This window comes from Streptomyces sp. NPDC091281, assembly GCF_044757425.1.
Lineage (GTDB): Bacteria > Actinomycetota > Actinomycetes > Streptomycetales > Streptomycetaceae > Streptomyces.
In genome coordinates this window covers 57134-83602 of sequence record NZ_JBIVUY010000013.1, presented here as the reverse complement: position 1 = coordinate 83602, position 26469 = coordinate 57134, and the positions used below count along the sequence as shown (strand labels likewise).

Sequence of the window (26469 nt, the reverse complement as noted above, 5' to 3'; positions counted from 1 at the left end):
CCATGGGAATGGTTTGGGGGTCTCAAACTTTTCCTTATAATCGGAACTCGTACTTTCCCCATGCCCTCGGGGCATGGCCCCCGTCCACCCCCGTCCCCCACAGGAAGGCCCGCCGTGAACCCGCTCTCCGGGCGTCGGTCCCGTGTCCTCGCCGCCACCACCGTCACCGCCGGGCTGATGCTCGTGGCGGCCTGCACCTCCACCGACGACGGCGGCAGCGGCGCCTCCAAGACCGCCGCGGGCGGCGTCGAACTGGCCAAGGCCGGGCAGCTCACCACCTGCACCCACCTGCCCTACCCGCCGTTCCAGTCGGAGATCGACGGCAAGGTGCAGGGCTTCGACGTCGCGCTGATCGACCTGGTCGCCCAGGACCTCGGCGTGAAGCAGAGCATCCTCGACACGCCGTTCGAGAACTTCAAGACCGGCGCCTTCCTGAACTCCGGCGAGTGCGACCTCGCCGCCGCCGGCATGACCATCACCGACGAGCGCAAGAAGAACGTCGACTTCTCGGTGCCGTACTTCGACGCCACCCAGGCCGTCCTCGTCGACAAGAAGGCCGGGGTCACCTCCCTCGCCGACATCAAGGCGAAGAAGGTCAAGCTCGGCGCGCAGGCGCAGACCACCGGCGAGGACTACGTCAAGAAGCAGGGCTTCGACCCGGTCTCCTTCGAGTCCTCCGACGCCGTCCTCAACGGCCTGCGCACCGGCCAGGTCAAGGCCGTCGTCATCGACTACCCGGTCGTCCAGGGCTGGCTCAAGGACAAGACCACCGCCGCCTCCTTCCAGGTCGTCGACAACCTCGACACCGGCGAGCAGTACGGCTTCACCGTGAAGAAGGGCAACACCGCGCTGGTCAAGGCCATCGACAAGGCCATCGAGGGCGCCAAGGCGGACGGCACCTACAAGAAGATCTACGAGCAGTGGATCGGCCCGTACGACGCGGCCGCCGCCTCCCCGTCGGCCTCATGAGCGACACGGCGAAGACCGGTCCCGTGCCCCGCCGGAAGGGACTCACCCGGCGGCAGAAGCGCCGCGTCTCACGCGGCGTCCAGTACGTCGTCTTCGTCGCCGCCGTGATCGCGTTCGCGGTCTCGGCGGACTGGGCGCGCCTCAAGAACCAGTTCGCCCAGGCCGACATCGCCCAGCAGATGTTCCCGGACGTCATCACCCTGGCGCTGAAGAACACCGTGCTCTACACGGTGACCGGCTTCGCCGTCGGGCTCGCGCTCGGCATGGTCATCGCGCTGATGCGGCTGTCGTCCGTCGGCCCCTACCGCTGGCTCGCCGGGATCTACATCGAGATCTTCCGCGGCCTGCCCGCCCTGCTGATCTTCATCTTCATCGGCGTGGCCATCCCGCTCGCCTTCCCCGGCACCGAGATCGTCGGCGGCACCTACGGCAAGGTCGCCCTCGCGCTCGGCCTGGTCGCCGCCGCCTACATGGCCGAGACCATCCGGGCCGGCATCCAGGCGGTGCCCAAGGGGCAGATGGAGGCGGCGCGTTCCCTCGGGTTCTCCCCGGCCCGCGCCATGGTCTCCATCATCATCCCGCAGGCGTTCCGGATCATCCTGCCGCCGCTCACCAACGAACTCGTCCTGCTCTTCAAGGACTCCTCGCTGGTGCTCTTCCTCGGCGTCACGCTGGAGGAACGCGAACTGTCCAAGTACGGCCGCGACCTGGCCAGTACGACCGCCAACTCCACGCCGATCCTCGTCGCCGGCCTGTGCTACCTGCTGGTGACGATCCCGCTCGGCTTCGTCGTGCGCCGCATGGAGGCCAAGGCCCAGGAGGCCGTGAAATGAGCCGGGCGGAAACACCCCGCGACGCCGCCGTCACCCCGGAGATCCGGGTACGGGGCCTGCGCAAGTCCTTCGGCGACAACGAGGTGCTGCGCGGCATCGACCTGGAGATCGCGCCCGGCGAAGTGGTGTGCGTCATCGGGCCGTCCGGCTCCGGCAAGTCGACGCTGCTGCGCTGCGTGAACCTCCTGGAGGAGCCCAGCGCCGGGGAGGTGCACGTCGGCGGGACCGAACTCACCGACCCCGACGTCGACATCGACGCCGCCCGGCGCCGGATCGGCATGGTCTTCCAGCAGTTCAACCTCTTCCCGCACCTCACCGTCACCGAGAACCTCACCCTGCCCCAGCGGCGGGTGCTGCGGCGCTCCAAGGCGGAGGCCGCGAAGAACGCCGCCGAGAACCTGGCCCGCGTCGGCCTCTCCGAGAAGGCGTCCGCCTACCCGGCCTCCCTCTCCGGCGGCCAGCAGCAGCGCGTCGCCATCGCCCGCGCGCTGGCCATGGGCCCCGAGGTGATGCTCTTCGACGAGCCGACCTCCGCGCTCGACCCGGAGCTGGTCGGGGACGTCCTCGCGGTCATGCGGATGCTCGCCCGCGAGGGCATGACCATGATGGTCGTCACCCACGAGATGAGCTTCGCCCGCGAGGTCGCCGACCGCGTCGTCTTCATGGACGGCGGCGTCGTCGTCGAGGACGGCACCCCCGAACAGGTCATCGGCTCCCCCCGCCACGACCGCACCCGCCACTTCCTCTCCCGCCTCCTCGACCCGGCGATGGCCGAGGTGGAGGAGGACACGGCGGGGGGTCCCGGTAAGGCATGACGGTCCCGCCGGGGGTGGCGCCGGTCGGGGTCGCCCGGCGGAGGCCGAGCGGCGGAGACCGAGCGGCGGTCGGCCGCAACCGGGGGTGACCTCGGCCGGGCGGTGACGGCGACCGGGCACTGGTCGGATCGGCCCGGCCTCGGTCTGGCCGTCCCCGGACGGGCCGCCGTCGGTTCGGCCGCCCCTGGGTCGGCCGCCCCCGCCCCCGCACCCGCGGTGGGTGCCCGGTGGTGGGCCCTGACGTTCGGAGCCCGTGCCTGGTTAAGGTGCCGTGCATGAGCGATCACGACGCGGTGCTGCACGTACGGGGGCGGATTCTCGCCGGGCCGGACGAGGACCAGGTGCGGGACGAACTCTGGGTCGTCGGCGGGCGGGTCACCTACGAGCGGCCCGCCGGGGCCCGCGACGTGCGCACCGTGGACGGCTGGGCGCTGCCCGGCCTCGTCGACGCGCACTGCCACGTGGGCCTCGGCCACGACGGGCCGGTCCCGCAGGACGTCGCCGAGAAGCAGGCGCTCACCGACCGCGACGCCGGGACCCTCCTCATCCGGGACGCCGGATCGCCCTCGGACACCCGCTGGGTCGACGACCGCGACGACCTCCCCAAGATCGTCCGGGCCGGGCGGCACATCGCCCGCACCCGCCGCTACCTGCGCGGCTACGCCCACGAGATCGAGCCCGAGGACCTCGTCGCCTGCGTCGCCCGCGAGGCGCGGCGCGGTGACGGCTGGGTGAAGCTGGTCGGTGACTGGATCGACCGCGGGGAGGGCGACCTCGCCCCCTGCTGGCCGCGCGACGCCGTCGAGGCGGCCATCCTGGAGGCCCACCGGCTCGGCGCCCGCGTCACCGCGCACTGCTTCGCCGAGAACTCCCTCCGGGACCTGGTCGAGGCGGGCATCGACTGCGTCGAACACGCCACCGGCCTCACCGACGACCTCATCCCGCTGTTCGTCTCCCGCGGCGTCGCCATCGTGCCGACCCTGGTCAACATCGCCACCTTCCCCGGACTCGCCGCCGCGGGCGAGTCCAAGTTCCCCGTCTGGTCCGCCCACATGCGCCGCCTGCACGCCCGCCGCCACGAGACCGTCCGCAACGCCTACGACGCGGGCATCCCGGTCTACGTCGGCACCGACGCGGGCGGCTCCCTCCCACACGGCCTGGTCGCCGCCGAGGTCGAGGAACTCGTCACCGCGGGCATCCCCCCGCTGCGCGCCCTGGCCGCCACCACCTGGTCCGCCCGCGAATGGCTCGGCCGCCCCGGCCTCGACGAGGGCGCCCCCGCCGACCTGGTGGTCTACGCGGAGGACCCGCGCGCCGACGTCCGCGTCCTGGCGGCCCCCGAGCGGGTGATCCTCAACGGCCGGGTCACCGGCTGAACCCCATTGCCGCGCCCGCCTGTTCGGCGGCTGGACGTCGGGCATCTGTGCGGGTGCGCCACGATGGTGTGAACTCCGGGGGGATCGCTGTCGAACGGCCGGTGGTGCGACATCCTTTCGAGGTCCCAAGCATTCTCTCTGGGGGTCCCACCACTTGAACGGCAACAACTTCCGTATGCCCGCACGCCGTTGTGCCACCGTGCTGGCCGCCACCGCCCTCGCCGCAGGTCCCGCGGTGCTGGCGGGGGCGCACACCGCGCACGCCACCGACGAAGGCCGCGCGAGCGCCGTCGTACTGCGCACCGGTCTCGACGTGGCGCTGCTCAACAAGACCGTCGACGTCCCGCTCGCGGTCACCCTGAACGAGGTCGAGGCACCCGCGAGCGCGGAGAAGACCGCGCTCACCGTCACCCTCGACGGCGTCGAGAAGGGCCGCCCGGTCAACGTGCTGCGCGCCGACGTCGCGGAGGCCAGGGCGACCGTCGGGAAGGGGAAGGCGGAGGCGTCCACCCGGATCGCGCACGCCAGGCTGCACGTGCCCGGACTGCCGCTGCTCTCCCTCGTCGAACTGGACGCCGTCTCCTCCAAGGCCGTCTGCGAGACGGGGAGGAAGCCGGTCGCCACGACCACCCCGATCGGCACCGTCACCGTCCTCGGCAAGCGGGTCACCGTCTCCGCGGGCGGCACCACCGAGGTGAAGGTCCCCGGCGTCGGCGAGGTCCGTCTCGACCTGTCCCAGCGCACCACCACCTCCCGTACAGCGGCGGCCACGGCCCTGCAACTCACCGTGTCCGTCAACCCGTTGAAGCTGAACGTCGCCGAGGTCACCGGCACCGTCACCCTGGCGAAGGCCACCTGCGAGACCCCCGGAGCCGACCGCGCCGAGGAGCCCGAGCCGGAGCAGGAGCCCGAGGAGTCGCAGGAGCCCGGCGCCGAGGAGACCGGGCAGGCCTCGGCGCCCGGCCCCGCCGGACCGGCCGACACCAAGCCGCAGGGCGCCCCCGCCGAGGCCAACCTCGCGGAGACCGGCGGCAGTTCGGCCACCCCGTACGTCGCGGGCGGGGCGCTCGCCCTGGTCGTGGTCGGCGGTGGCGCGCTGGTGCTGGCCCGCCGCCGCAGCCACGGGTCCTGACCGACCCGTACGCCTGAACACCCCGGGTGGTCGCCGCCGTTGCCCCTGACGGCGGAGATGCCTGCGGGCCGGGGGCGGGGAGCCGTTCACACTCCCCGCGCCCGGCCCGCGTCCGTGTCCGGCGACCGCCGGGCGGTCCCCGGTGCCGTCCGTCGGTCGCGGTCAGCCGTCGGCCGACCGGTTCAGCCGACGGCGGTGGGCTGCGGCGCCGTGTGCTCCGTTCAGCCGACGGCGGTGGGCTGCGGCGCCGTGTGCTCCGCCGGGAAGGCCAGCAGCCGCAGCAGATGGGCGACCCGCCCGGCCATCGCGGCGCGCGCGGGCCGCAGATAGCGGCGCGGGTCCACGAGGCCCGCGTCGCCGTCCAGCGCCTCCCGGACCGCGCCGGAGAAGGCCACGTTGAGATACGTCGACACGTTGATCTTCCGCATCCCGGCCTCGGCCGCCCCCGCGAGGGTCGCGTCGTCCGCGCCGCTGGAGCCGTGCAGCACCAGCGGCACCGGCACCGACTCCCGCAGGCGGCGCACCAGTTCGAGGTCGACGGCGGCGGTCCGCTCGGTCATGTGGTGCGAGGTGCCCACCGCCACCGCCAGCGCGTCGACGCCGGTGTCGGCGACGAACCGGGCCGCCTGTGAGGGGCTCGTGCGTACGCCGGGCGCGTGGGCGCCGTTCTTGCCGCCGACCTCGCCGAGTTCGGCCTCGACGAAGACGCCGCGCCCCTGGCACCAGCGGGCCGTCTGCCGCGTACGGGCGACGTTCTCCTCCCAGGGCAGGTGGGCGCCGTCGTACATCACCGAGGTGAAGCCCAGTTCGACGGCCTCCTCGATGAGGTCGGTCCGGGTGGCGTGGTCGAGGTGGAGGGCGGCCGGGATCTCGGCGGCCCGGATCGCGGCGTGCGCGGCGGCGGCGATCGGGGCGAGCGCCCCGTGGTAGTCGACCGCGTTCTGGCTGATCTGGAGGATGACGGGCAGCCCGGCCTGTCCGGCGCCGTCGAGGATGGCCTCGACCTGTTCCAGCGTCACGGCGTTGAACGCGCCCACCGCCGCCGGGACGGGGGCGAGCAGCTCGTGGGTAGGGGTGAGAGGCATGTGCGGTGTCCCGGGGTGAGTCAGCCGGCGGGGCTGAGGATGACGGAGCGGGTGAGGTTCACCGGGTTGTCCGGGTCGCGGTCCGCGGCCTCGGCCAGCCGCACCGCCACCCGCTGCGCGAGCACCAGTTCGGCCAGCGGGTCCAGCGACGGCTCGCGCAGCGCGGCGCCGGTCTCCCGGATCTGCGCGGCCAGCGACGGGTCCACCGGGGTCAGGCTCCACACCGCGCGCCCCTTGCGGGCCACGGCGATCGGGCCGTGCCGGTACTCCATGGCCGAGTACGACTCGGTCCAGTGGCCCGCGGTCTCCCGTACCTTCAGCGCGGCCTCGTTGGCGAGGCCCACCGCCCAGCCGAGGCCGAGGAAGGTGATCTGCTCGGCGCCCGTCAGCTCGTCGGGCAGCGGCAGTTCGAGGGCGGTGCGCACGTCTGCGAGCGCGGCCTGCACCGGCAGCCCGAGGTGGGCGCGGAGCAGGACCAGCAGGGTGGTCGGGAACCGGGTCTGCACCACCGACTTCTCGTCGGCGTGGTCCAGCACGATCACATGGTCGGCGGTGACGGTCGCGGGCGAGCCCGCCACACCGGTGACGACGGTGACGACGGCGTCGGCGGTCCCGGCGGCGAGCGCGGTGATCACCTCGGTGGTGGTGCCGGACCGGGTCAGGGCGAGCACCCGGTCGTAGCCGCGGCCGAGGCGGGCCTCGGAGGCGGGGAACACGTCGGTGACGCCCTGGCCGGACTCCTCGCGCAGCGCCGCGTAGGCCTGCGCCACGAACAGCGAGGTGCCGCAGCCGATGACGGCGACCCGTTCCCCTCGCCGGGGCAGCGCCACCGTGTGCGCGGGCAGGTCGTCGAGCGCGCGCTGCCAGGCGACGGGCTGGGAGGCGATCTCCTGGGAGGTGTGGGACATGGGTGCTCCAGACATGAGGGAGGCGGACAGACAGGGGGTGGGGCGCGGGTCAGGCGCCGAGGGGGACGCGCAGGGAGGGCTGGAGCAGCGGGGCGTGCGCCTCGACCATCTCGTCGACGAGCTGCCAGATCCGCTCGACGGGCAGGGTCGCGGCGGTCGCCGGGTCGACCATCGCGGCGTGCCGGATGTGCCGCGGCTCGTCCTCCACCGCGGCCCGCACCACCAGGTCGTTCATGCTCAGGTAGGCCCGGTTCAGCGCGGCGAGCTGCGCGGGCAGCCGTCCGGCGCGGGTGGGCCGGATGCCGGTGCCGTCCACCAGGCAGGGCACCTCCACCGTGCCCTGCGCGGGCAGGTTCTCGATGAGGCCCCGGTTGGGCACGTTGCCGTAGATGGTGCGGGGCGTGCCGGTGACGATGCTGTGGATGATCTGCGGGGCGTACTCCATGGTGCCCTCGACGGTCAGCGGGGTGCCGGCGGCGAGCGCGTCGCGGGTCTCGGCGTAGGCGGTGAGGTTCTCGTCGCTGATGTCGAGGTAGGCGCCGACCGGCAGCCGCAGCCGCTCGATCTCCTCGGGGTGGTGCAGGTACCAGGGGACGTACTCGGAGGAGTGCTCGCTGGTCTCGGTCGGGTAGTAGCCGAGGCGCCGGTACATGTCGACGCGGGTGCGGCGGCGCAGCTGCGGGTCCTTCTCGATCAGCGCGTCGAGCCGCTCGTACAGGTTCTCGCCGTTGTGCTCGAACCGCAGCACCCACGCCTGGTGGTTGACGCCCGCCGCGGTGTAGGTGACCTCGTCGAGCGGGACGCCGACCAGCTTGCTCAGGTCGTGCAGGGTCCAGTACACGGAGTGGCAGAGCCCGACGACCCGCTCCAGGCCGGTGGCCTCGGAGAGGTACTGCACGTTCATCGCCATCGGGTTGGTGTAGTTGAGCAGCCACGCGTCGGGGGCGACGGCGCGGATGTCCTCGCCGAGGGCCTTCAGGAACGGGAAGGTGCGCAGCGCGCGGAAGATGCCGCCGACGCCGAGGGTGTCGCCGATGGTCTGGGAGAGGCCGTAGCGCGCCGGGATGACGAAGTCGGTGCGGGTGGCCTCGTGCATGCCGATCTGGACCAGGTTCAGCACGAAGTCCGCGTCGGCCAGCGCGGCCCGCCGGTCCAGGTGCGCGGTGACCTTGGGGTGGGCGCCGAGCTGGTCGGCGATGTAGCGGGTGGCGGCCTCGGCGGTGGCGAGGCGCTCCTCGGAGATGTCGTGCAGGGCGATGTGGGCGTCGCCCAGCTCCGGGAAGGAGAACAGGTCGGCGAGCAGGCCCTGGGTGAAGACGACGCTGCCTGCGCCGACGAGGACAACCTTGGGGGCGGTCATGAGGAAACAGCTCCAGTGTTCGGGAGGGTGGCGAGGGCTTCGGCCCAGGTGGGCTGGGCGTCGGTGCCCCCGAAGCCGTGGGTGGACAGGGCGCCGCACGCACCGGCGACGGCGAGGGCCTCCTCGGGCGGGAGGCCGCGCAGGCGGGCCGCGATGAACCCGGCGTCGAAGCTGTCCCCGGCGCCGACCGTGTCGCGTACGTCCGCGACGGGCTGGGCGGCCCGGTGGACGGCGGTGGTGCCGTCGTCGTAGAGGGCGCCCGCGGCACCGTCCTTGACGGCCACCGCCGGTCCGCGCCGGGTCAGCAGCCGGGCCGTCCCGGCGAGCCCCGCCTCCTCGGGGACCCCGGCGAGCCGGCGGGCCTCCTGGGCGTTGGGCAGCAGCAGGTCGGTCTCCGCGAGGACCTCGGTCAGGGCGGGCGAGGCCCACTGCCCGGCCGGGTCGTCGTTGGTGTCGAGGGAGGTGGTGGCGCCCGCCGCGCGCGCCGCCCGGAACAGTCCGGCCAGTCCGGCGGCGAGGGCGGGCATCAGGAAGAACGAGGCGGAGTGCACGTGCCGGGCGGCGGCCAGCAGCTCCGCGGGCACGTCGGTGGCCGCGATGCGGGGCAGGGTCCCGGCGGCGGTCACGATGGCGCGTCCCTCGCCGCGCGTGACGCTCACGGTGAGCGGGGTCGACAGGGCGGGGTCCAGGTGGAGCGCGTCGACGTCGACGCCGCGGGCGGCGAGCCGGTCACGGACGTAGCGGCCCGCCTCGTCGTCGCCGACCCGGCCCGCGAAGGCCACACCGAGGCCGAGGCGGGCGGCGCCGCAGGCGGTGATGGCGGCGGAGCCGCCCAGCGTCATGACGCCGTGGTCGACGAGTTGTTCCCGCTGTCCGAAGTCGAGCGGGGCGGTGACGGGTCCGATGATGACGTCCGGGTTGGCGTCGCCGATGACCAGGAGGTCGAAGGTGCGCGGCATGGTGCGTCCAGGGTGAGGAGAGGGCGGGTGCCGGGGTCGGGGTGCGGGGCGGGGTGCCGTCCGGGCACGCCGGGGGAGCGCGGGGCGGACGGGTGTCCGTGCGCTGGGTCGGTACGGGGGGTGGGGACGGGGGTGCGGGTGCGCCGGGCGGGGGCCGCCCGGCGGCCGGTCAGCCCTTGAGGCCGGTGGAGGTGATGGAGCGGATGAAGGTCTTCTGCGCGGCCAGGAAGGCGATCAGCACCGGCAGTACGGTGATGACGTTGCCCGCCATCACGGCCGACCACTGGATGTGGTGCTGGCCCTGGAAGGTGGTCAGGCCCAGCGGCAGGGTGTAGCTGGTCTCGTGGTTGATCGCGATCAGCGGCCAGGACAGGTCGTTCCAGGTGGTGAGGAACGTCAGGACGGCGACCGTGCTCAGCGCGGGCCGCGACAGCGGCAGCACGATCCGCAGGATGATCCGCAGCCGTCCGCAGCCGTCGATCCAGGCGGCCTCCTCCAGCTCCCGCGGCAGCGACAGGAAGAACTGCCGCAGCAGGAACACCGAGAACGGCGTCACCAGCGAGGGCACGATCAGCGCGCCGAGGGTGTCGATCAGGCCGAGCTGCTTCATCACCAGGAACGTCGGGATCATGGTGAGCTGGAACGGGATCACCATGGTCGCCAGCATCAGCGCCAGCACGATCCGCGAGCCGCCGAACCGCATCCGGGCGAAGGCGTAGCCGCCGAGGGTGCCGAAGACGAGGTTCGCGGTGACCGCCACCGCCGACACGATCAGCGAGTTGCCGAACCACTGCGGGAACATCGCGTTGTTGAGGACGAAGCGGTACCCGGCGAGGTCGATCCCGGAGGGCCACAGCGCGGGCGGGAACCGGTTGATCTCCGCGTTGCTCATCACCGAGCTGACCAGCAGCCACAGCAGCGGCGCCGCGAACAGCAGGGCGAGCGGGGCCAGCACCAGGTGCCAGGGGTCGAAGGGGAGCAGCCGCCTGCGGCGCGGCCGGGCGGTCGCCGGAGCGGGTTCCTTGTGCACGGGGACTCCCGCGGTCGGCCGGTGGTCGTGGGTGAGGGTCATGCCCCGGCTCCCTTCAGCCTGCGCGCCCGCAGCCGCCGGGCCGTCGCGGGGACGACCGTGAGCAGCAGCAGGGCGAGCGCGACGAGGTAGGCGGCGGCCGCGCCGTATCCGGCGGTGAAGTTCTTGAAGGCCTGCTCCCACACGAAGTAGACGACCAGGGTGGTCGAGCCGAGCGGGCCGCCCTTGGTGGTGACGTACACCAGGTCGAACACCTGGAGGGCGTTGATGGTCTGCCACAGCACGAGGAAGACGCTGACCGGGCCGAGGGCGGGCAGGGTGACGTGCCGCAGGACGTGCCAGTGGTTGGCGCCGTCCAGTGAGGCCGCCTCGGTCAGTTCCTTCGGCACGTCCTGGAGGGCGGCGAGGAAGATGACCACGCAGAAGCCGGTGCCGCTCCACACCGAGATGCCCACCAGCACCAGCAGGGCCTGGCCGGGGTCGGTGAGGAAGCCCTGGGCGCCGATGCCGAGCCGGTCCAGGAGGGAGTTCGCGGCGCCGAACTGGGGGTCCAGGATGAAGGAGAACAGCACGCCCTGCGAGGTCGCCGACACCACGAACGGCACGAACATCAGCGTGCGGTACAGGCCGGTGAAGCGGATGCGCCGGTTGAGCGCGAGGGCCAGCACCAGGCCGAGCAGGATGCTGAGCGGGACGTACAGCACCGTGTAGAGGAGGGTGTTGCGGACGGCCTCGGCGAACTCCGGGTCGTCACTGAGGCGCCGGTAGTTCTCCAGGCCCACCCAGGTGCTGGGGGTGAGCAGGTCGGACGACTGGAACGACAGCAGGAACGACCAGACGACCGGGACGATGCTGAGGCCGAGGATGACGAGCGCGGCGGGGGAGACGAACGCCCAGGCCGTGGCCGACTCGCGGACCTTCGCGGTCCGCCGCCGGCGCTCCGCGCGCGGGTCGAGGGTGAGGGGTGCGGGCCGTGCCATGCCGGATCAGGCCTTCGTTTCCGCGAGCGCCTGGTTGGACGCCTCGACACAGGTCCGCAGCGCCGCCGCGGGGGACTTGCGCTGGAGGAGGACGGCGGTGATCGCCTCGCCCATCGCCTTCGATATCTGCGGGTACGCAGGGTGCGCGGGCCGCACGCGCGCGGTCTCCAGGGCGGCGGTGAACACCGCGAGGCCGGGGACGGCGGCGGCGTGCTCGTGCCACTTCGGCAGCTTCTCGGCGGCCGGGCTGAGCGGCAGGGAGCCCGCCTTGATGCCCCAGTCGACGTCCTGCTCCGGCTCCATCAGCCAGCCCACCAGGGTCTGGGCGGCCTTGAGGCGGGCGGCGCCGTTGTTGAAGACGGCCCAGGTGTCGGGGCCGGAGATGGTGACCGAGGTGCCGTTGAAGCCGGGCAGCGGCACGACGTGGTAGTCGATGCCGGCCTGGCGGATGTCGGGCAGCTGCCAGGGGCCGGTGGCGACCATGGCGAGCCGTCCGCCCGCGAAGACCTGGTACATCTGCTCGCCGCCCGGCTTGGGGTCGACGTAGCAGCTCTTGTCCTTCACCAGGGACGAGATCGTCTCCAGCGCGCGCAGTCCGGGCTGACCGGCGAAGCCGACCTCCTTGCCGTCCTTGCTGAGGACGTCCCCGCCGAGGTCCCAGATCAGCGGCCAGATCCGCCACACGGTGTCCTCGTCACCGGCGCCCGGCCAGCCCGTGCCGAACACGTTGGCCTTGGAGTCGGTGAGCTTGCGGGAGGTCTCGATGAACTCGTCCCACGACCAGTCGGCCGTAGGCAGCGGCACGCCCGCGTCCTGGAAGACCTTCTTGTTGCAGACCACGGCCAGCGAGTCCAGCAGCGCCGGGGTGGCCCGGACCTCGCCCTTCACGGTGACCGCGTCGCGGGCGGCCGGCCAGTACTGCTTCCACGGCACGGACCGCGACTCGACGAACTTCGTCTGGTTCGCCAGCTGCGGGCTGCGGGCCACGCTCGCCAGGTCGGAGCCGAAGATGTACGCGATGTCCGGCACCGAGCCCGAGGCGAGACCGGCGGTCACCTTCTGGAGCATGTTGTCCGCGATGACACCCCCGCCGAGGTTCACCTTGATCTTGGGGTTCTCCCGCTCGAATCTCGCGACCAGTTCCTTGATCGCGGTGAGCCCCGTGTCCGTCTGCCCGTGCCACATGTCGATCCGGACGGTCCCGTCCGCCGAGGTGCCGTCGTCCTGCGTGCCGCAGGCGGTCAGTACGGGTGAGGCCAGCGCCGTGAGCGCGACCGCTCCGCCGGCGCCCAGCACGCTGCGTCGGTTCGGGGTGGTCTTCGGACAGAACGGGGGCGTGGCCATCTGTACCTCCAGGCGGTGGTGGGTGGGACGTGCTCGGGGGATGGGGCTGCGGCGCGGTGCGGGCGCGAGGGGGAGTTTCCGTGGGGGTGCGGGGGGCTCCGGTGGGGGGAGGGGCTGGGGGGATGTGCGGGTGCTCGGGGAGTGGCTGGGGGGATGTGCGGGTGTTCCGGGGGAGGTGCGGGTGGCCTGCCCTCCGGGTGTCCGGCGCCGGACACCCGGAGGGCTGACGTGCTGGGACCGCTGTGCTCAGACCGTCGTGCCCGAAGTGCTCGGCCTGGGCCGGTCGACGGCGGGGCGGATCGCCGGGCCCGCCCCGCCGGTACGGCACCTAGCAGGTGCCGTAGCGGTACTCCCCGCTGCCGGGTGCCGTGACGTTCTCGTCGCGGCGGACGACGCTGATGCGGCCGCCGTACTCGCAGGCGGTGGCCAGGCCCCCGTCGGTGTACTCGACGACGACGATGTTGTTGCCGAACGCGTCGACGAAGTCACCGCACTCGGTCCACCGGCCGCAGTCCTCCACGACGGCGAAGTCGAGGCCGTTCAGCGCGTGCCGCGAGGCGAGTTCCGCGGTGTTCTTCTGGGCGACGGCCAGGCCCTTGCTGTGGCCGTACGAGGAGAGGATGCGGACGTAGGCCTCGGCGTGCGCCTTGGTGATCTTGCCCTTGACCACGCCGCGCGTGAAGCTGTCGTAGTTGTCCAGCTCCAGGGCGTTGAAGCCCTTGGACGCGCAGTCGTCGATGTGGCTCTTGATCCGGGTCGCGATCCGCTGGCGCTTGGCGTCCGTGGTGATGTCGAGGATCGCCTCCTTCCACTCCGGATCGATGGCGTCCTTGCCGTTGCTGCCCTTGATCTTGAGGTCCGAGGGCCAGTCCTGGATGCCGTCCGGCACCTCGCCCTGCTTCTGCGTCTGGAAGGCGTTGATGTAACAGATGTTGTACAGCCCGGCGGCCGGCGCCGCCTTCCAGTCCCGGCTGACGATCTTGACCCCGGCGGGCGGCGTGTACGCCTGACCGATCTGGTAGTCCCACTTCGCCCCGACCGGGGGCAGGGTGACGGAGGCGGCCTGGGCGGACGCCGGGGCGGTGATCACTGCTGCGACGGCAGCAGCGGCGACGGCAATGGGCGCCCAGCGCCCGTTCCTCTGAGGAAGCTTCATCGAGTTGAGCTCCGTGTCGCGTGGGCACGTCCCCGCCTCGGTCACCCCCCGCACGGGAGTGCCTGGCGACTCGGGCCGGACTCGCTCGATGGCTTACCGGCTGGGCGTACCTCTGGCGTGAAGTCCTGGACTTCAGCGTGGAAGGGAGTAAACAGGCCACATTCAGTCACGTCAAGGAAGTGGAAACGCGCAATATCTGTTCGTTACAGTCAACATCGCGCACCATGGGGGGCGTACGACTGCCGTCGGCACCGACCCGCCCCCAAGGGCGCCACGGACCGGCCGCAGCGTCCGCGAGGGGGCCGGGGACCGTACGTCCCCGGCGGGTGCGGCCGTGGAAAGGAGAGGTGTCTTCATGACGGAGACCGAAACGGGGACGGGGCCCGGACGACCGGCCCCGGCGACGGCGACAGGAACAGGGCGGGGGAACTGGGCGGGCGCGGACCCGGCCGGGGGACCGGACGGCGGGGCCGACGAGGCGGCCGCGGTCGCCCGCCGCACCAGGAGCGAACGCCACCTGCGGATTCTCCAGCAGGTCGGGGAGCGCGGCGCGGCCAACGTGCTGGACCTCTCCGCGTGGCTGGCCGTCTCCCAGGCCACCGTCCGCCGCGACCTGCGCTTCCTCAGCGAACAGGGACTGCTGCGCCGCACGCACGGGGGAGGGGTGGCCGTCGACAACGGCCTCGAACTGCCCCTGCGCCGCAAGGCGGACAGCTTCCGCGCGCAGAAACGCGCGATCGCGCAGGCCGCGGTGCGGCTCGTCGCCGAGGGGGACGCCGTCGGGCTCACCGGCGGCACCACCACCCTGGAGATCGCCCGGCTGCTCGCCACCCGCGGGCAGATCACCGTCGTCACCAACGCGATCAACATCGCCGCCGAACTGGCCCCGCAGCCGCAGATCCGGCTCATCATGACGGGCGGCCACGCCCGCAGCCAGACCTACGAGTTGGTCGGCCCCGGCGCCGAACGGGCCCTGGGCGAGCACCACATGGACATCGCCTTCCTCGGCGTCGACGGCATCGGCGCGGCCCGCGGCTGCACCACCCACGACCCGCTGGAGGCCGCCACCAACCGGGCCTTCGTGGAAGGGAGTTCGCAGGCCGTCGTGGTCGCGGACCACTCCAAGGTCGGCAAGGCAACCCTCGCCCGCATCTGCCCGATCGAGATGGTCACGTCCCTCATCACCGACGAGGACGTCGACCCGGAGGAGGCGGCACGCATCGGCGCGCGGGGGGTGCGGGTGACGCGGGCGACGGAGACGTGAGGGTCACTCCGCCGCGGGGGTCGCCGGGTCCGTCGTCGCGTGCAGCGCCGTTCCCTGCCGCGCCCCGCGTGGTGCCGGCGCCGCTGCCGGTGCCGTGTGCAGCGCCGCTCCCAGGGCCGTGAGGAAGCCGTCGACGGTGGCGCGGTCGCGTACGGCCAGCCGCAGCCACTCCTCCCCGAGGCCGGGGAAGGTGTCGCCGCGCCGGACCGCGTACCCGAGGGCGCGCAGCCGTCGCCGTACCTCGTGCGCGCCGGGGAGCCGGACCAGCACGAACGGGCCCTCGGCGGGCCCCGCGACGGACACCCCGGCGTCCGCGAACGCCGCGAGCCCGGCGACCAGCCGCTCCCGGTCGGCGGCCGTATGGTGGGCCGCGTGCGCCGCCTCGGCCAGCGCGCGCGGGGACACGCACGCCTCGGCCGCGACGAGCGCCGGGGTGGACACCGGCCACAGCGGCTGCGCCCGCGCCAGCTCGGCGACGGTCTCCGGGGCGGCCAGCACATAGCCCACGCGCAGCCCGGCCAGACCCCAGGTCTTCGTCAGGCTGCGCAGCACGACCAGTCCGGGGACGTCGGTGCGCTCCGCCAGCGACTCCCGCTCGCCGGGCACCGCGTCCATGAACGCCTCGTCGACCACGAGCGTCCGCCCCGGCCGGGCGAGCGCGGCGACCGTGTCGGCGGGGTGCAGCACCGACGTCGGGTTGGTCGGGTTGCCGACCACGACCAGGTCGGCGTCCTCGGGGACCGCCGCCGGGTCCAGGCGGAACCCGTCCGCCGCGCGCAGCAGCACCCGGCCGACGCTGTGCCCGGCGTCCCGCAGCGCCGCCTCCGGCTCGGTGAACTGCGGGTGCACGACCACCGGGTGACGGACCTTCAGCGCGCGGGCGAGGAGGACGAACGCCTCCGCCGCGCCCGCCGTCAGGAGCACCCGCTCCACCGGCAGCCCGTGCCGCTCCGCGACCGCCGCCCGCGCGGCCCGCCCGTCGGGGTAGGCCGCGAGACCGGCCAGCGAGGCGGCGAGGCGTTCCCGCAGCCACGAAGGGGGCGTGTCCGCCCGCACGTTGACCGCGAGATCCACCAGCTCCGCCCCGTCGTCGCGCACTTCGGCGTCCCCGTGGTGCCGCAGATCCGGCCCGTCGGCGTACGGGGGAGGGCACGGGTCCGGCGGGATGCTCACGGCTGCTCCTGGGAGGACGGAAGGGGACGCACCGCGGGGAGCGGGTCGACCGTGGAGAGGGGGCGGACCGACGGGAGGCGGTGGACTGCGGGGAAGGGGTGATCGCGTCGTGCGACCGCGCAGGTCGCCCTCGCGGGGGAGCCCGCCGACTTCCGCTTGGGCACGAGGAGTTCGCCGCCGCGCGCCAGCGCCGCCGCCTCCGCCACCGACGGCGTCCCGGTGGCGCCCAGCGTCACGTCCGACGGGTTCGGCACCGGCACGGCGGCCAGCTCGGCGGCGGAGTACGCCACCAGCGGCACCCCGAGCCGCGCGGCGGCCCCGACGACGCCGGGCTCGTCCCGCCGCGCCGCCACGGTCGCCAGTTCGACGACCGCCCGCACGGACAGCCCCGCCGTCCGCAGAGTGTCCCGCACCAGCTCCACGACCTCCGCCACGGAGACACCGGTGGCGGCGCCGACGCCCACCACCAAGGACTGCTCGCCGCTTCCGGGGCGCTGCCCGATGTGCGTCGCCGGGCCCTCATCGGATACGAAGGGGCCATGGCGGTGGCTGTCGCGCTCTGCGCGTTCCTCATGACGTTGGCCGGCGGCTGGACGGCGCAGCGCGTCACGGACCGCCGTCACCTGGTGCTGGGCCTGGCCGGTGGCCTGATGCTGGGCGTGGTCGGCCTCGACCTGCTCCCCGAGGCGCTGGACGCGGCGGGCCGGGAGGTGTTCGGCGTCCCGGCCGCCCTGCTGCTGTTCGTGGCGGGGTTCCTGCTGGCCCATCTGGTGGAACGTCTGCTGGCGCACCGGCAGGCCGCGCACGGCGCCGAGGAGCACGCCGGGCGCAGCCCCGAGGTGGGTCTCGCGGCGGCCGCCGCGATGGTCGGCCACAGCGCCATGGACGGCGTCGCGATCGGCGCGGCCTTCCAGATCGGCGGCGGCATGGGCGCGGCGGTCGCGGTGGCGGTCGTCGCCCACGACTTCGCGGACGGCTTCAACACGTACACGCTGACCAGCCTCTACGGCAACGACCGCCGCAAGGCGCTGACCATGCTCTTCGCGGACGCGGCGGCCCCGGTCGCCGGCGCCGCCTCGACGGCGTTCGTGACCATCCCGGAACCCGTCCTCGGCGGCTACCTGGGCCTCTTCGGCGGCGCGCTGCTCTACCTGGCGGCGGCCGAGATCCTGCCCGAGGCGCACCACCACCACCCGGCCCGCTCGACGCTGCTGTGCACGATCGCGGGCGCGGCGTTCATCTGGCTGGTGGTCGGCCTCGCGGAGTGAGACCGCCCCGGCGGACGACGGCCCGCCGTTCACGGCGTGCGGCCCGCTGTTCACGGGGTGCGGCCCGTCGTTCACGGCGTGCGGACCGCCGTCCGCGCCGCCGTCCGGCACTGCTCCACGAACCGCCGGACCACCTGCGGCCCGGCCGCCCAGTGCGTGTGCAGGTAGCTGGCGTGCACGCCGCGCGCCACGAACCCCTCGACGCGCCGTACGGGCGTGCGCATGCCCCACGCGGGGGCGGCGCCCGCGCCCGGTTCGACGACGGTGCGGTGGAACTCGTGCCCGCGCATCCGGGTCCCGGCCACCGCGAGGACGCTGTCGCCGACGGCCACCGCGTCCCGGTAGCCGAGGGTCAGCCGCCCCGACATCCGCGCCGTCGCGTCGAGCACCCCGCACATCGGCAGGTCTTCCAACTCGCGGCACAGGTAGAGCAGTCCGGCGCACTCGGCGGCCACCGGCGCCCCCCGCTCCGCGAACACGGACACGGCCTTGCGCAACGGCTCGTTGGCCGACAACTCGGCTGCGTACACCTCGGGGAACCCGCCGCCGATCACCAACCCGGCCGTCCCCTCGGGCAGTTCCTCGTCCCGCAGCGGGTCGAACGGCACCACGACCGCCCCCGCGGCGGCCAGCAGCTCCCGGTGCTCGGCGTAGGAGAAGGTGAACGCGGCCCCCGACGCGACGGCCACGACGGGCGCCGTCTCGTCCAGGCCGTCCGAGACCACCGCCGCCTCCGGTCCGTCGCCCGAGCGCACCGCCGCCTCCGGACCACCGCCCGAGCGCACCGCCGCGTCCAGCGCACCCGAGGGCACCGCCCCCTGGCCCGGGACCGAGAGGGCCGACCGCGGCGGACCCCCCTCGACCGCGTCCCGCGCGTCCCACACCCCGCACTCCAGCACCCCGGCGGTCCACGCCAGCCGCACCAGCGCCTCCAGATCGCACCCCTCCGCGACCCGCGCCCCCATCTCCTCCACCACCGCCACCGCGGCCGACCCCCGCTCAGCGGCGGGCACCAGCCCCAGATGCCGGGACGGCGTCGCCACCCGCTCCGTCCGCCGCAGCACCCCCAGCACGGGCACCCCGCACCCCTCCAACGCCTCCCTCAGCAGCGCCTCGTGGCGGTCCGAGGCCACCTTGTTGAGGATCACGCCGCCGATCCGCACCTCGGGGTCCCACGACACGAATCCGTGCACCAGTGCGGCCACCGACCGCGACTGCGACGACGCGTCGACCACCAGCACCACCGGCGCCCGCAGCACCTTCGCGACCTGCGCGGTCGACGCCAGCTCACCCTCGCCGGACGCCCCGTCGTACAGGCCCATCACGCCCTCGACGACGGCGATGTCGCAGCCGCGCGCCCCGTGCAGGAAGAGCGGCCCGACCAGGTCCGTTCCGCACAGGTACGCGTCGAGGTTGCGCCCCGGCCGCCCCGTCGCGACGGCGTGGTAGCCGGGGTCGATGTAGTCCGGGCCGACCTTGTGCGGGGACACGGCGAGGCCCCGCGCGGCGAGCGCGGCCATCAGCCCCGTCGCCACGGTGGTCTTGCCGCTGCCCGACGAGGGCGCGGCGACGACCAGCGTGGGCATCGGCGAACTCACCACTCGATGCCCCTCTGCCCCTTCTGCCCCGCGTCCATCGGGTGCTTCACCTTCGCCATCTCGGTCACCAGGTCCGCCGCCGCCAGCAGCGGCTCCGGCGCGTTGCGCCCGGTGATCACGACGTGCTGGGTGCCCGGCCGCTCCCGCAGCACGTCCAGCACCTCCTCCACGTCCACCCACCCCCAGTGCAGCGGATACGCGAACTCGTCGAGCACGTACAGCTTGTACGTCTCGGCGGCGAGGTCCCGCTTGACCTGCTCCCAGCCCTCGCGCGCCTTCTGCTCGTTGTCGAGCTGCGCGTCCCGCTGGACCCAGGACCAGCCCTCGCCCATCTTGTGCCAGTCGACGGTGCCGCCCTCGCCGGAGGCACCCAGCACGCGCAGCGCGTTCTCCTCGCCGACCTTCCACTTCGCCGACTTGACGAACTGGAACACCCCGATCGGCCAGCCCTGGTTCCAGGCGCGCAGCGCCATCCCGAAGGCGGCCGTCGACTTGCCCTTGCCCACGCCCGTGTGGACCATCAGCAGCGGCCGGTTACGCCGCTGACGGGTCGTCAGCCCGTCCTGCGGTATGACACTCGGCTGTCCCTGCGGCACTACGCGGCCCTCCTCGAATCGCCCCGAACATCCTTGACCAGCCCGGCGATCGCGTCCGCCCGCAGCTCCTCCAGCGTCACCGCCGTACCGCCCAGCTCCCGTGCCAGAAGCCCGGCGAGGCCGAGCCGGACCGGCCCCGACTCGCAGTCCACGACGACCGAGGCGACCCCGTCGGCCGCGAACAGCCGCGCGGCGCGCCCCGCGAGGCCGACCGGGTCCGGCCCGCCCGTGGCCCGGCCGTCGGTGACGACCACGACCAGCGCGCGCCGCGCCGGGTCCCGCAGCCGCTCCACACGCAGCACCTCGTGCGCCCGCAGCAGCCCCGCCGCGAGCGGCGTCCGCCCGCCGGTGGGCAGCGACTCCAGGCGTACGGCGGCGGCGTCCACCGACGAGGTGGGCGGCAGCGCGACCTCCGCCGCGCCGCCCCGGAACGTCACCAGGCCCACCTTGTCGCGCCGTTGGTAGGCGTCCAGCAGCAGCGACAGCACGGCGCCCTTCACGGCACCCATCCGCCGCCGCGCCGCCATCGACCCCGAGGCGTCGACCACGAACAGCACGAGGTTGCCCTCGCGGCCCTCTCGGGTCGCCTGCCGCAGGTCGTCGCGGCGCACCACCAGCCCGCGCCCGTCCCGGCCGCGCGCCCGCTGGTGCGGGGCCGCCGCCTGCACGGTCGCCGCCAGGTGCAGTTTGGTCAGGGTGCCGCGCGGACGGCGGGCCCCGGTGGTCCGGCCGTGCTCGGTCCGCGCCCGCGAACGCCGCCCGGCGGCGCCCTCGCCGAGACCGGGCACGCTCAGCACCTTCGTCCGGAACGGCTCGGCCGCGGGCGCGGGCCGCTGCTCCCCGCCCCCGCCCGGCCGGGCCCCGGGCACGGCACCGGACTCACCCGCCTCGCCCTGATCCGCTGAGTCCCCCGTGTCTCCCGTGTCCCCCGTGTTCTGGGGGGCTTCGGCGGTCCCGGCGTCCGGTCCGTCCGGTCCGCCCGACGGAGGCAGCCCGCCCCCGCCGCCGTCGCCACCCCCACCGGGCCCGTCCGGACCCCCATCGGGATCGGGGTCGGGGTCGGCATCCGGCCCAGGATCGGGCTCGGGCTCGGGGTCGTCGTCCCCGAACTCCTCCAGCGTCCGGTCGAGTTTGTCCTCGTCCAGGCCGGGCGCGTCGAACGGGTTGCGCCGCCGCCGGTGCGGCAGCGCCAGCAGCGCCGCCTGCCGTACGTCCTCGGCGAGCACGTCGGTCCGCCCCGCCCAGGCCGCCAGCGCCGTCGCCGTCCGCGCCATCACGATGTCGGCGCGCATGCCGTCCACCTCGAACGCGGCGCAGGTCGCCGCGATCCGCCGCAGCGCCCCGTCGCCCAGCACGACCGACGGCAGCAGCTCCCGCGCCGCCACGATCCGCGCCCGTACGTCCGCCTCCTCGTCCCGCCAGCGGGCGGCGAAGCCTTCCGGGTCGTCGTCGTGGGCGAGCCGGCGCCGCACCACCTCCACCCGCTGGTCGGGTTCGCGGGAGGCGGCCACCTCGACGGTCAGCCCGAACCGGTCCAGCAACTGCGGCCGCAGCTCGCCCTCTTCGGGGTTCATCGTGCCGACCAGCAGGAACCGCGCCGCGTGCCGTACGGACACGCCCTCCCGCTCGACGTACGAGGCGCCCATCGCCGCCGCGTCCAGCAGCAGGTCCACCAAGTGGTCGTGGAGGAGGTTGACCTCGTCGACGTAGAGGATGCCGCGGTGCGCGTCCGCGAGGAGGCCGGGCTCGAAGGCCTTGACGCCCTCGGCGAGGGCCCGCTCGATGTCGAGGGCGCCGACGAGGCGGTCCTCCGAGGCGCCGACGGGCAGTTCGACCATCCGGGCGGGCCGGGCACCGCCCGGACCGGGCTCGTGCGGGCCGTCCGGGCAGCCGGGGTCGGGGGCCGCCGGGTCGCAGGAGAACCGGCAGCCCGGCACCACGGCCACCTCGGGCAGCAGCGCCGAAAGGGCCCGTACCGCCGTCGACTTGGCGGTGCCCTTCTCGCCGCGCACCAGCACGCCGCCCACCGCCGGGGAGACGGCGTTGAGCAGCAGCGCGAGCCGCAGATCGTCCTGGCCGACGACGGCCGTGAACGGGAACGGGGTACTCACTTCTTGTCGCCCTCCAACTCGCCCTGCACCGTGCTCTTCGCGCCCTGCGGCGCGCTCTCCGATTCGTCCCGCACCGCGTTCTCCGACCGGCCCGGTGGCTCGTCCGTCTCCTGGGGCGGCTGCGCGGGCGCACCCGGCGGCACGAACGGCAGCCCCGGTGGCGCGCCGGACTCGATGAGCCGCCACAGCGCGTCCGTGTCCGCGTGCTCCTCGATCAAGTCGCCCAGCCTGTCTAGCTGTTCCTCGCGCAGCGCGGCGAACGAGGTGTCCGGCGCCGGGACGAACCGGCGGCCCGCGGCGGCGGCCACCGCGCGCAGGAACGCCCGCCGGAAGCCGTCCGACTCCAGCGAGCCGTGCCAGTGGGTGCCCCAGGTCGCGCCGACCCGGCAACCGTCCAGGAAGGGTTCCCCGCCGCCCACCTGCGCGACGCCGTGGTGGATCTCGTACCCCTCGACGTGCTCGCCGAGGGCCTCGCCGACCGGCCGGGCCAGGGTCTTCTCGCGGGCGAACCGCACCCGCACCGGCAGCACACCGAGCCCGTCCACGGCTCCGGCGCGCGACTCGACGTCGTCCTCGATGTGCTCGCCCAGCACCTGGAACCCGCCGCACAGCCCCAGCACCGGCCGCCCCTCGGCGGCCCGCCGGACCAGCGCGTCGGCGAGCCCGCGCTCGCGCAGCCAGGCCAGCGCCCGGACCGTGCCCCGGGTGCCGGGCACCACCACCAGGTCGGCGTCGGCGAGTTCCTCCGGCCGGTCCGCGAACCGCACGACGACGCCCGGCTCGGCGGCCAGCGCGTCGACGTCGGTGAAGTTCGACATCAGCGGCACCGCGCACACCGCGACGCGCAGCACGTCCGCGCCGACCGGCGGCGCCACCGACGCCTCGCGGACGGTGCCGCGCAGGGAGACCCGCAGCCCGTCCTCCTCGTCGATCCCGAGCCCGTGCCGGAACGGCAGCACCCCGTACGTCCGCCGCCCGGTCAGCCCGTGCAGCATGTCGAGGCCCGGCTCCAGCAGCGAGACGTCCCCGCGGAACTTGTTCACCAGGAACCCGGCGACCAGCGCCTGGTCCTCCGGCGACAGCAGGGCGACCGTCCCGAAGAACGAGGCGAACACCCCGCCCCGGTCGATGTCCCCGACCACCACCACGGGCAGCCGCGCGTTGCGGGCGATGCCCATGTTGACGATGTCGGTGCGCCGCAGGTTGATCTCGGCGGGGCTGCCCGCGCCCTCGCAGATCACCGCGTCGTACGTGCTCCGCAGCTCGGCCAGGCAGTCCAGCACGGTCCCGAGGAGCCGCTGCTGCCGTCCGCCGTGGTAGCCGCGCGCGCTCATCTCGCCGACCGGCTTCCCCAGCAGCACGACCTGGCTGCTGCGTTCGCCGCCCGGCTTGAGCAGCACCGGGTTCATCAGCGCGGTCGGCTCCACCCGGCAGGCCTGCGCCTGCATGGCCTGCGCCCGCCCGATCTCGGCGCCCTCCCGCGTCACGAACGAGTTGAGCGACATGTTCTGCGCCTTGAACGGCGCGACCTTCACGCCCTGCCGCGCCAGCCACCGGCAGATCCCGGCGGTGACGACGCTCTTGCCCGCGTCCGAGGTCGTCCCCGCGACGAGCAGCCCCCCGCTCATGACCGGCGTCCCTTCAGGGCCAGGCGCGCGGCGACGGTGACGCCGAGCGCGAGGAGGCCGACCCGGCGGGAGAGCCGGGCGGCGCGTTCGATGTCGGTGACGGCGACCGGCCGCCCCGTCTCCCCGTTGAGCACGGGCCGGTGCTCGACCCGCCCGCCGTAGGAGAGGGTGCCGCCCAGCCGCACCCCGAGGGCTCCCGCGAACGCGGCCTCCACGGGACCGGCGTTGGGGCTCGGGTGCCGTCCGGCGTCGGCCCGCCAGGCCCGTACGGCGCCCCGCGGATCGTCGCCCGCGACGGCGGCGAGCACGGCGGTGAGGCGCGCCCCCGGCCAGCCCGCGAGGTCGTCGAGGCGGGCCGAGGCCCAGCCGTAGCGCAGGTGGCGCGGCGAGCGGTGGCCGACCATGGCGTCCAGGGTGTTGACGGCGCGGAAGCCCAGCAGGCCGGGCACCCCGGCGACGGCGCCCCACACCAGCGCCCCGACGACCGCGTCGGAGGTGTTCTCGGCGACGGACTCCACGACCGCGCGGGCGATCCCGTCGGCGTCCAGCGCCTGCGGGTCGCGCCCGCACAGGTGCGGCAGGCGGGCCCGCGCGCCCTCGACGTCCCCGGCCGCCAGCGCCCGCCCGACGGTCCGCGCCTCGCGCACCAGCGAGGTCCCGCCGACGACCGCCCACACGGCGGCCCCGGTCAGCGCGACGGAGGCGGCGGGGGAGGGGCGTACGGCGCGTGCGGCGGCGGCCCCGAGGGCGACGGCGCCTCCGGCGCAGACGACGGTGTGCAGGGCGCCCCATCCGCGGTGGTCGCGCCACAACGCGCCCTCGACGGCGCCCGCGGCCCGCCCGAACACGGCGACGGGATGCCCGCGGCGCGGGTCGCCGAGGAGGAGGTCGCCCAGGAGGCCGGCGGCGGCACCGTACGCGTAGCGGCGATCGGCACCCATCGGCTCAGCCGGCCGCGGGGGCGGTCGGACGGGACGACGACCGGGCGCGTGACCTCGGGCGGGAGCCGGGCATGACGACGTGTCCTCACTCAGGGTGTCCACGCCCTGGTTCGACGAGACCGGCGGCGAGAGTTCCTGGCTCCCGGGGCCGGGCACCCCGGTGACAGTGGCGGGACCGCGCCGGATTCGCACCGGCTTCCTCTCCTGCTGCCGTACATGGCCAGGGAAGTCCACCACGGGCCGCAGAACCCGTCAACCTGCCGTTGACCTGCGCGGAGGTGAGTGTGCACAACCCCACACGCGGAGGGCCGGGTGCCCGCCTCGGGGGAGGCGGGCACCCGGCCCTCCGGTGTCCGTACGACGCCGCGTCGGCCGTGGCCGTCAGGCGACGATCAGGGAGATCCCGTACGCGACGGCCGCCGCGCAGGCGGCGAAGCAGGCGTAGGCGCCGGTGACCGCGAGGGCCGCCGTACCGCCCTGGGCCGCGGCGCGTTCGCGCCGGGAGAGGCCCATGATGCCGAGGGTGAACAGGCCCACGAGGGCCACGGTGACCACGAGGCTGACCCCGAACACGGAGCCGAGCGCCGCCCAGTCGATCTTCATACTGCTGTTTCCTTCACAACCGGTGGGGCGTGGCTCAGGCGGGGGTGGCGGCCGAGGGTGCCGAGGACGCCGGAGGGGCGGACTCGACCGGGGCGGCCGGTGCGACCGGTGCGGTCTGCGGGGCCGGGATGGTGGCGGTCAGGTCGTCGGCGATCTGGCCCGCCGGGGGCGGGGTGACGGCGGCGATGGCCGTGGTGACCACTCCGGCCGGTTCGTCCTCGGCCGCGTTGACGTTGGTGTGGTCGACGACCTCGCGCCGCGACAGCTTCCAGATCCAGGCGCTGGAGCCGACGAGGAAGACCGCGACGAGCGCCGTGCCCCAGTCGCCGAAGCCGGTGACCCACTCGGCGAGCGCACCGACGACGGCGGCGGCCGGGAGGGTCAGGCCCCAGGCGACGAACATCCGGGTGGCGGTCGACCAGCGGACGACCCCGCCCTTGCGGCCGAGGCCCGCGCCCATCACCGCACCGGAGACCGAGTGCGTGGTGGAGAGGGAGAAGCCGAGGTGCGAGGAGGCCAGGATGACCGTCGCCGCGCTGGTCTGGGCGGCGAAGCCCTGCTGCGGCTGGAGGTCGGTGAGGCCCTTGCCCATGGTGCGGATGATGCGCCAGCCGCCGAGGTAGGTGCCGAGCGCGATGGCGATGCCCGCGGAGAGGATGACCCACATCGGCGGGTCGGAGTCGGGGGCGACGGCGCCGCCCGCGACCAGGGCCAGGGTGATGATGCCCATCGTCTTCTGGGCGTCGTTGGTGCCGTGGGCCAGGGAGACCAGGCCCGCGGAGGCGATCTGCCCGGCGCGGTAGCCCTTCTCGGCGGCCTTGCCGTCGGCCTTGCGGCCCAGGGAGTAGGAGAGGCGGGTGGCGAGCATCGCGGCGACACCGGCCACGAGGGGCGCGGCGATCGCCGGGATGAGGACCTTGGTGACCAGCGCGTCGCCGTGCACCGCGCCGGCGCCCGCCGAGGCGATGGTGGCGCCGATCAGGCCGCCCATCAGGGCGTGCGAGGAACTGGACGGCAGGCCCACGAGCCAGGTCAGCAGGTTCCAGAGGATCGCGCCGACCAGGGCGGCGAAGATGACCTCGGGCCGTATGCCGGTCTCGTCGACGAGACCCTTGGAGATCGTGTTGGCGACCTCCACGGAGAGGAAGGCACCCACAAGGTTCAGGACGGCGGACATGGCCACCGCGACCTTGGGCTTGAGCGCACCGGTCGAGATGGTCGTGGCCATCGCGTTGGCGGTGTCATGAAAACCGTTCGTGAAATCGAACGCGAGTGCGGTGATGACCACAATCGCGAGGATCAGCGAGAAGTTTTCCATTTACCCAGGCAATCGTTCGAAG

23 protein-coding genes, 1 pseudogene and 1 riboswitch are annotated in these 26469 nt (G+C 74.0%); of the genes and pseudogenes, 7 read left to right on the top strand and 17 right to left on the bottom strand.

All coding sequences use genetic code 11. The annotated features are described in order from the left end of the window. Window positions 1–114: 114 nt before the first annotated feature. From ACIQPQ_RS29245 to ACIQPQ_RS29225, 5 genes are all read left to right on the top strand, one after another. Window positions 115–969 carry an ABC transporter substrate-binding protein gene (locus ACIQPQ_RS29245; RefSeq protein WP_401309508.1) on the top strand — a complete coding sequence of 285 codons (855 nt, stop codon included), beginning with the start codon at window positions 115–117 and terminating at the stop codon, window positions 967–969. Then, on the top strand, window positions 966–1802 hold the full coding sequence (locus ACIQPQ_RS29240; RefSeq protein ID WP_401309505.1) for an amino acid ABC transporter permease: 837 nt from the start codon (window positions 966–968) through the stop codon (window positions 1800–1802). The genes ACIQPQ_RS29245 and ACIQPQ_RS29240 overlap by 4 nt, the downstream gene beginning before the upstream one ends. After that, window positions 1799–2617, top strand: a complete 819-nt coding sequence (locus tag ACIQPQ_RS29235) for an amino acid ABC transporter ATP-binding protein (protein WP_401309503.1) — start codon at window positions 1799–1801, stop codon at window positions 2615–2617. The genes ACIQPQ_RS29240 and ACIQPQ_RS29235 overlap by 4 nt, the downstream gene beginning before the upstream one ends. 275 nt (window positions 2618–2892) lie before the next feature. Continuing rightward, window positions 2893–3993, top strand: a complete 1101-nt coding sequence (locus ACIQPQ_RS29230; protein ID WP_401309500.1) for an amidohydrolase family protein — start codon at window positions 2893–2895, stop codon at window positions 3991–3993. A 154-nt stretch (window positions 3994–4147) separates the two neighbouring features. Continuing rightward, a complete protein-coding gene (locus ACIQPQ_RS29225) occupies window positions 4148–5125 on the top strand; it encodes an SCO1860 family LAETG-anchored protein (RefSeq protein ID WP_401309497.1) in 978 nt (325 codons plus the stop codon). Between the two features lie 221 nt (window positions 5126–5346). On the opposite strand, the gene ACIQPQ_RS29220 is transcribed toward ACIQPQ_RS29225, so the two are convergent. The 8 genes from ACIQPQ_RS29220 to ACIQPQ_RS29185 form a co-directional block, all read right to left on the bottom strand. Then, complete coding sequence (locus ACIQPQ_RS29220; protein WP_401309495.1) at window positions 5347–6210, bottom strand: class II fructose-bisphosphate aldolase; 864 nt, start codon at window positions 6208–6210, stop codon at window positions 5347–5349. A gap of 20 nt (window positions 6211–6230) precedes the next feature. Next, a complete protein-coding gene (locus ACIQPQ_RS29215) occupies window positions 6231–7118 on the bottom strand; it encodes an SIS domain-containing protein (protein WP_401309493.1) in 888 nt (295 codons plus the stop codon). 49 nt (window positions 7119–7167) lie between these two features. Beyond that, entirely contained in the window at window positions 7168–8478 is a 1311-nt protein-coding gene (locus tag ACIQPQ_RS29210) for an alpha-glucosidase/alpha-galactosidase (RefSeq protein WP_383772199.1), read from the bottom strand. Continuing rightward, window positions 8475–9437 (bottom strand): carbohydrate kinase family protein, encoded by a 963-nt coding sequence (locus ACIQPQ_RS29205; RefSeq protein WP_401309490.1) that lies wholly within the window; start codon window positions 9435–9437, stop codon window positions 8475–8477. The genes ACIQPQ_RS29210 and ACIQPQ_RS29205 overlap by 4 nt, the downstream gene beginning before the upstream one ends. Before the next feature lie 169 nt (window positions 9438–9606). Next, entirely contained in the window at window positions 9607–10509 is a 903-nt protein-coding gene (locus tag ACIQPQ_RS29200) for a carbohydrate ABC transporter permease (protein ID WP_401309487.1), read from the bottom strand. Then, window positions 10506–11447 (bottom strand): carbohydrate ABC transporter permease, encoded by a 942-nt coding sequence (locus tag ACIQPQ_RS29195; protein WP_401309485.1) that lies wholly within the window; start codon window positions 11445–11447, stop codon window positions 10506–10508. Before ACIQPQ_RS29195 ends, ACIQPQ_RS29200 begins: the two co-directional genes overlap by 4 nt. 6 nt (window positions 11448–11453) lie before the next feature. Further along, on the bottom strand, window positions 11454–12791 hold the full coding sequence (locus ACIQPQ_RS29190; RefSeq protein ID WP_401309482.1) for an ABC transporter substrate-binding protein: 1338 nt from the start codon (window positions 12789–12791) through the stop codon (window positions 11454–11456). A gap of 328 nt (window positions 12792–13119) precedes the next feature. After that, a complete protein-coding gene (locus ACIQPQ_RS29185) occupies window positions 13120–13947 on the bottom strand; it encodes an endo alpha-1,4 polygalactosaminidase (RefSeq protein ID WP_401309480.1) in 828 nt (275 codons plus the stop codon). 355 nt (window positions 13948–14302) lie between these two features. Here ACIQPQ_RS29185 and ACIQPQ_RS29180 point away from each other — a divergent pair, with 355 nt between their 5' ends. Continuing rightward, window positions 14303–15211 (top strand): DeoR/GlpR family DNA-binding transcription regulator, encoded by a 909-nt coding sequence (locus tag ACIQPQ_RS29180; protein ID WP_401309477.1) that lies wholly within the window; start codon window positions 14303–14305, stop codon window positions 15209–15211. A 3-nt stretch (window positions 15212–15214) separates the two neighbouring features. On the opposite strand, the gene cobC is transcribed toward ACIQPQ_RS29180, so the two are convergent. Beyond that, window positions 15215–16384 (bottom strand): Rv2231c family pyridoxal phosphate-dependent protein CobC, encoded by a 1170-nt coding sequence (cobC, locus tag ACIQPQ_RS29175; RefSeq protein WP_401309474.1) that lies wholly within the window; start codon window positions 16382–16384, stop codon window positions 15215–15217. 104 nt (window positions 16385–16488) lie between these two features. Beyond that, window positions 16489–16857: pseudogene (locus ACIQPQ_RS29170) on the bottom strand (cobalamin biosynthesis protein); the annotation flags it as partial. A gap of 66 nt (window positions 16858–16923) precedes the next feature. Here ACIQPQ_RS29170 and ACIQPQ_RS29165 point away from each other — a divergent pair. Then, window positions 16924–17652, top strand: a complete 729-nt coding sequence (locus tag ACIQPQ_RS29165; RefSeq protein ID WP_401309471.1) for a ZIP family metal transporter — start codon at window positions 16924–16926, stop codon at window positions 17650–17652. Between the two features lie 71 nt (window positions 17653–17723). Here the strand turns inward: ACIQPQ_RS29165 and ACIQPQ_RS29160 are convergent, their stop codons facing one another. From ACIQPQ_RS29160 to ACIQPQ_RS29130, 7 genes are all read right to left on the bottom strand, one after another. Then, window positions 17724–19238, bottom strand: a complete 1515-nt coding sequence (locus ACIQPQ_RS29160; protein ID WP_401309468.1) for a cobyrinate a,c-diamide synthase — start codon at window positions 19236–19238, stop codon at window positions 17724–17726. A gap of 8 nt (window positions 19239–19246) precedes the next feature. Beyond that, window positions 19247–19846, bottom strand: coding sequence for a cob(I)yrinic acid a,c-diamide adenosyltransferase (cobO, locus tag ACIQPQ_RS29155; RefSeq protein WP_401309465.1), 600 nt, complete (start codon window positions 19844–19846; stop codon window positions 19247–19249). Then, window positions 19846–21957 carry a putative cobaltochelatase gene (locus tag ACIQPQ_RS29150; protein WP_401309462.1) on the bottom strand — a complete coding sequence of 704 codons (2112 nt, stop codon included), beginning with the start codon at window positions 21955–21957 and terminating at the stop codon, window positions 19846–19848. Before ACIQPQ_RS29150 ends, cobO begins: the two co-directional genes overlap by 1 nt. Continuing rightward, the gene (locus ACIQPQ_RS29145) at window positions 21954–23585 is read right to left on the bottom strand and encodes a cobyric acid synthase (RefSeq protein ID WP_401309459.1); all 1632 of its coding nucleotides are present in this window, start codon (window positions 23583–23585) and stop codon (window positions 21954–21956) included. Before ACIQPQ_RS29145 ends, ACIQPQ_RS29150 begins: the two co-directional genes overlap by 4 nt. Further along, complete coding sequence (locus ACIQPQ_RS29140) at window positions 23582–24526, bottom strand: cobalamin biosynthesis protein (RefSeq protein ID WP_383772173.1); 945 nt, start codon at window positions 24524–24526, stop codon at window positions 23582–23584. The genes ACIQPQ_RS29145 and ACIQPQ_RS29140 overlap by 4 nt, the downstream gene beginning before the upstream one ends. 129 nt (window positions 24527–24655) lie before the next feature. Next, window positions 24656–24729: riboswitch (cobalamin riboswitch) on the bottom strand. A gap of 178 nt (window positions 24730–24907) precedes the next feature. After that, on the bottom strand, window positions 24908–25129 hold the full coding sequence (locus ACIQPQ_RS29135) for a hypothetical protein (RefSeq protein WP_401309456.1): 222 nt from the start codon (window positions 25127–25129) through the stop codon (window positions 24908–24910). 34 nt (window positions 25130–25163) lie between these two features. Beyond that, window positions 25164–26447 (bottom strand): anion permease, encoded by a 1284-nt coding sequence (locus ACIQPQ_RS29130; protein ID WP_401309454.1) that lies wholly within the window; start codon window positions 26445–26447, stop codon window positions 25164–25166. Between the last annotated feature and the right edge of the window lie 22 nt (window positions 26448–26469).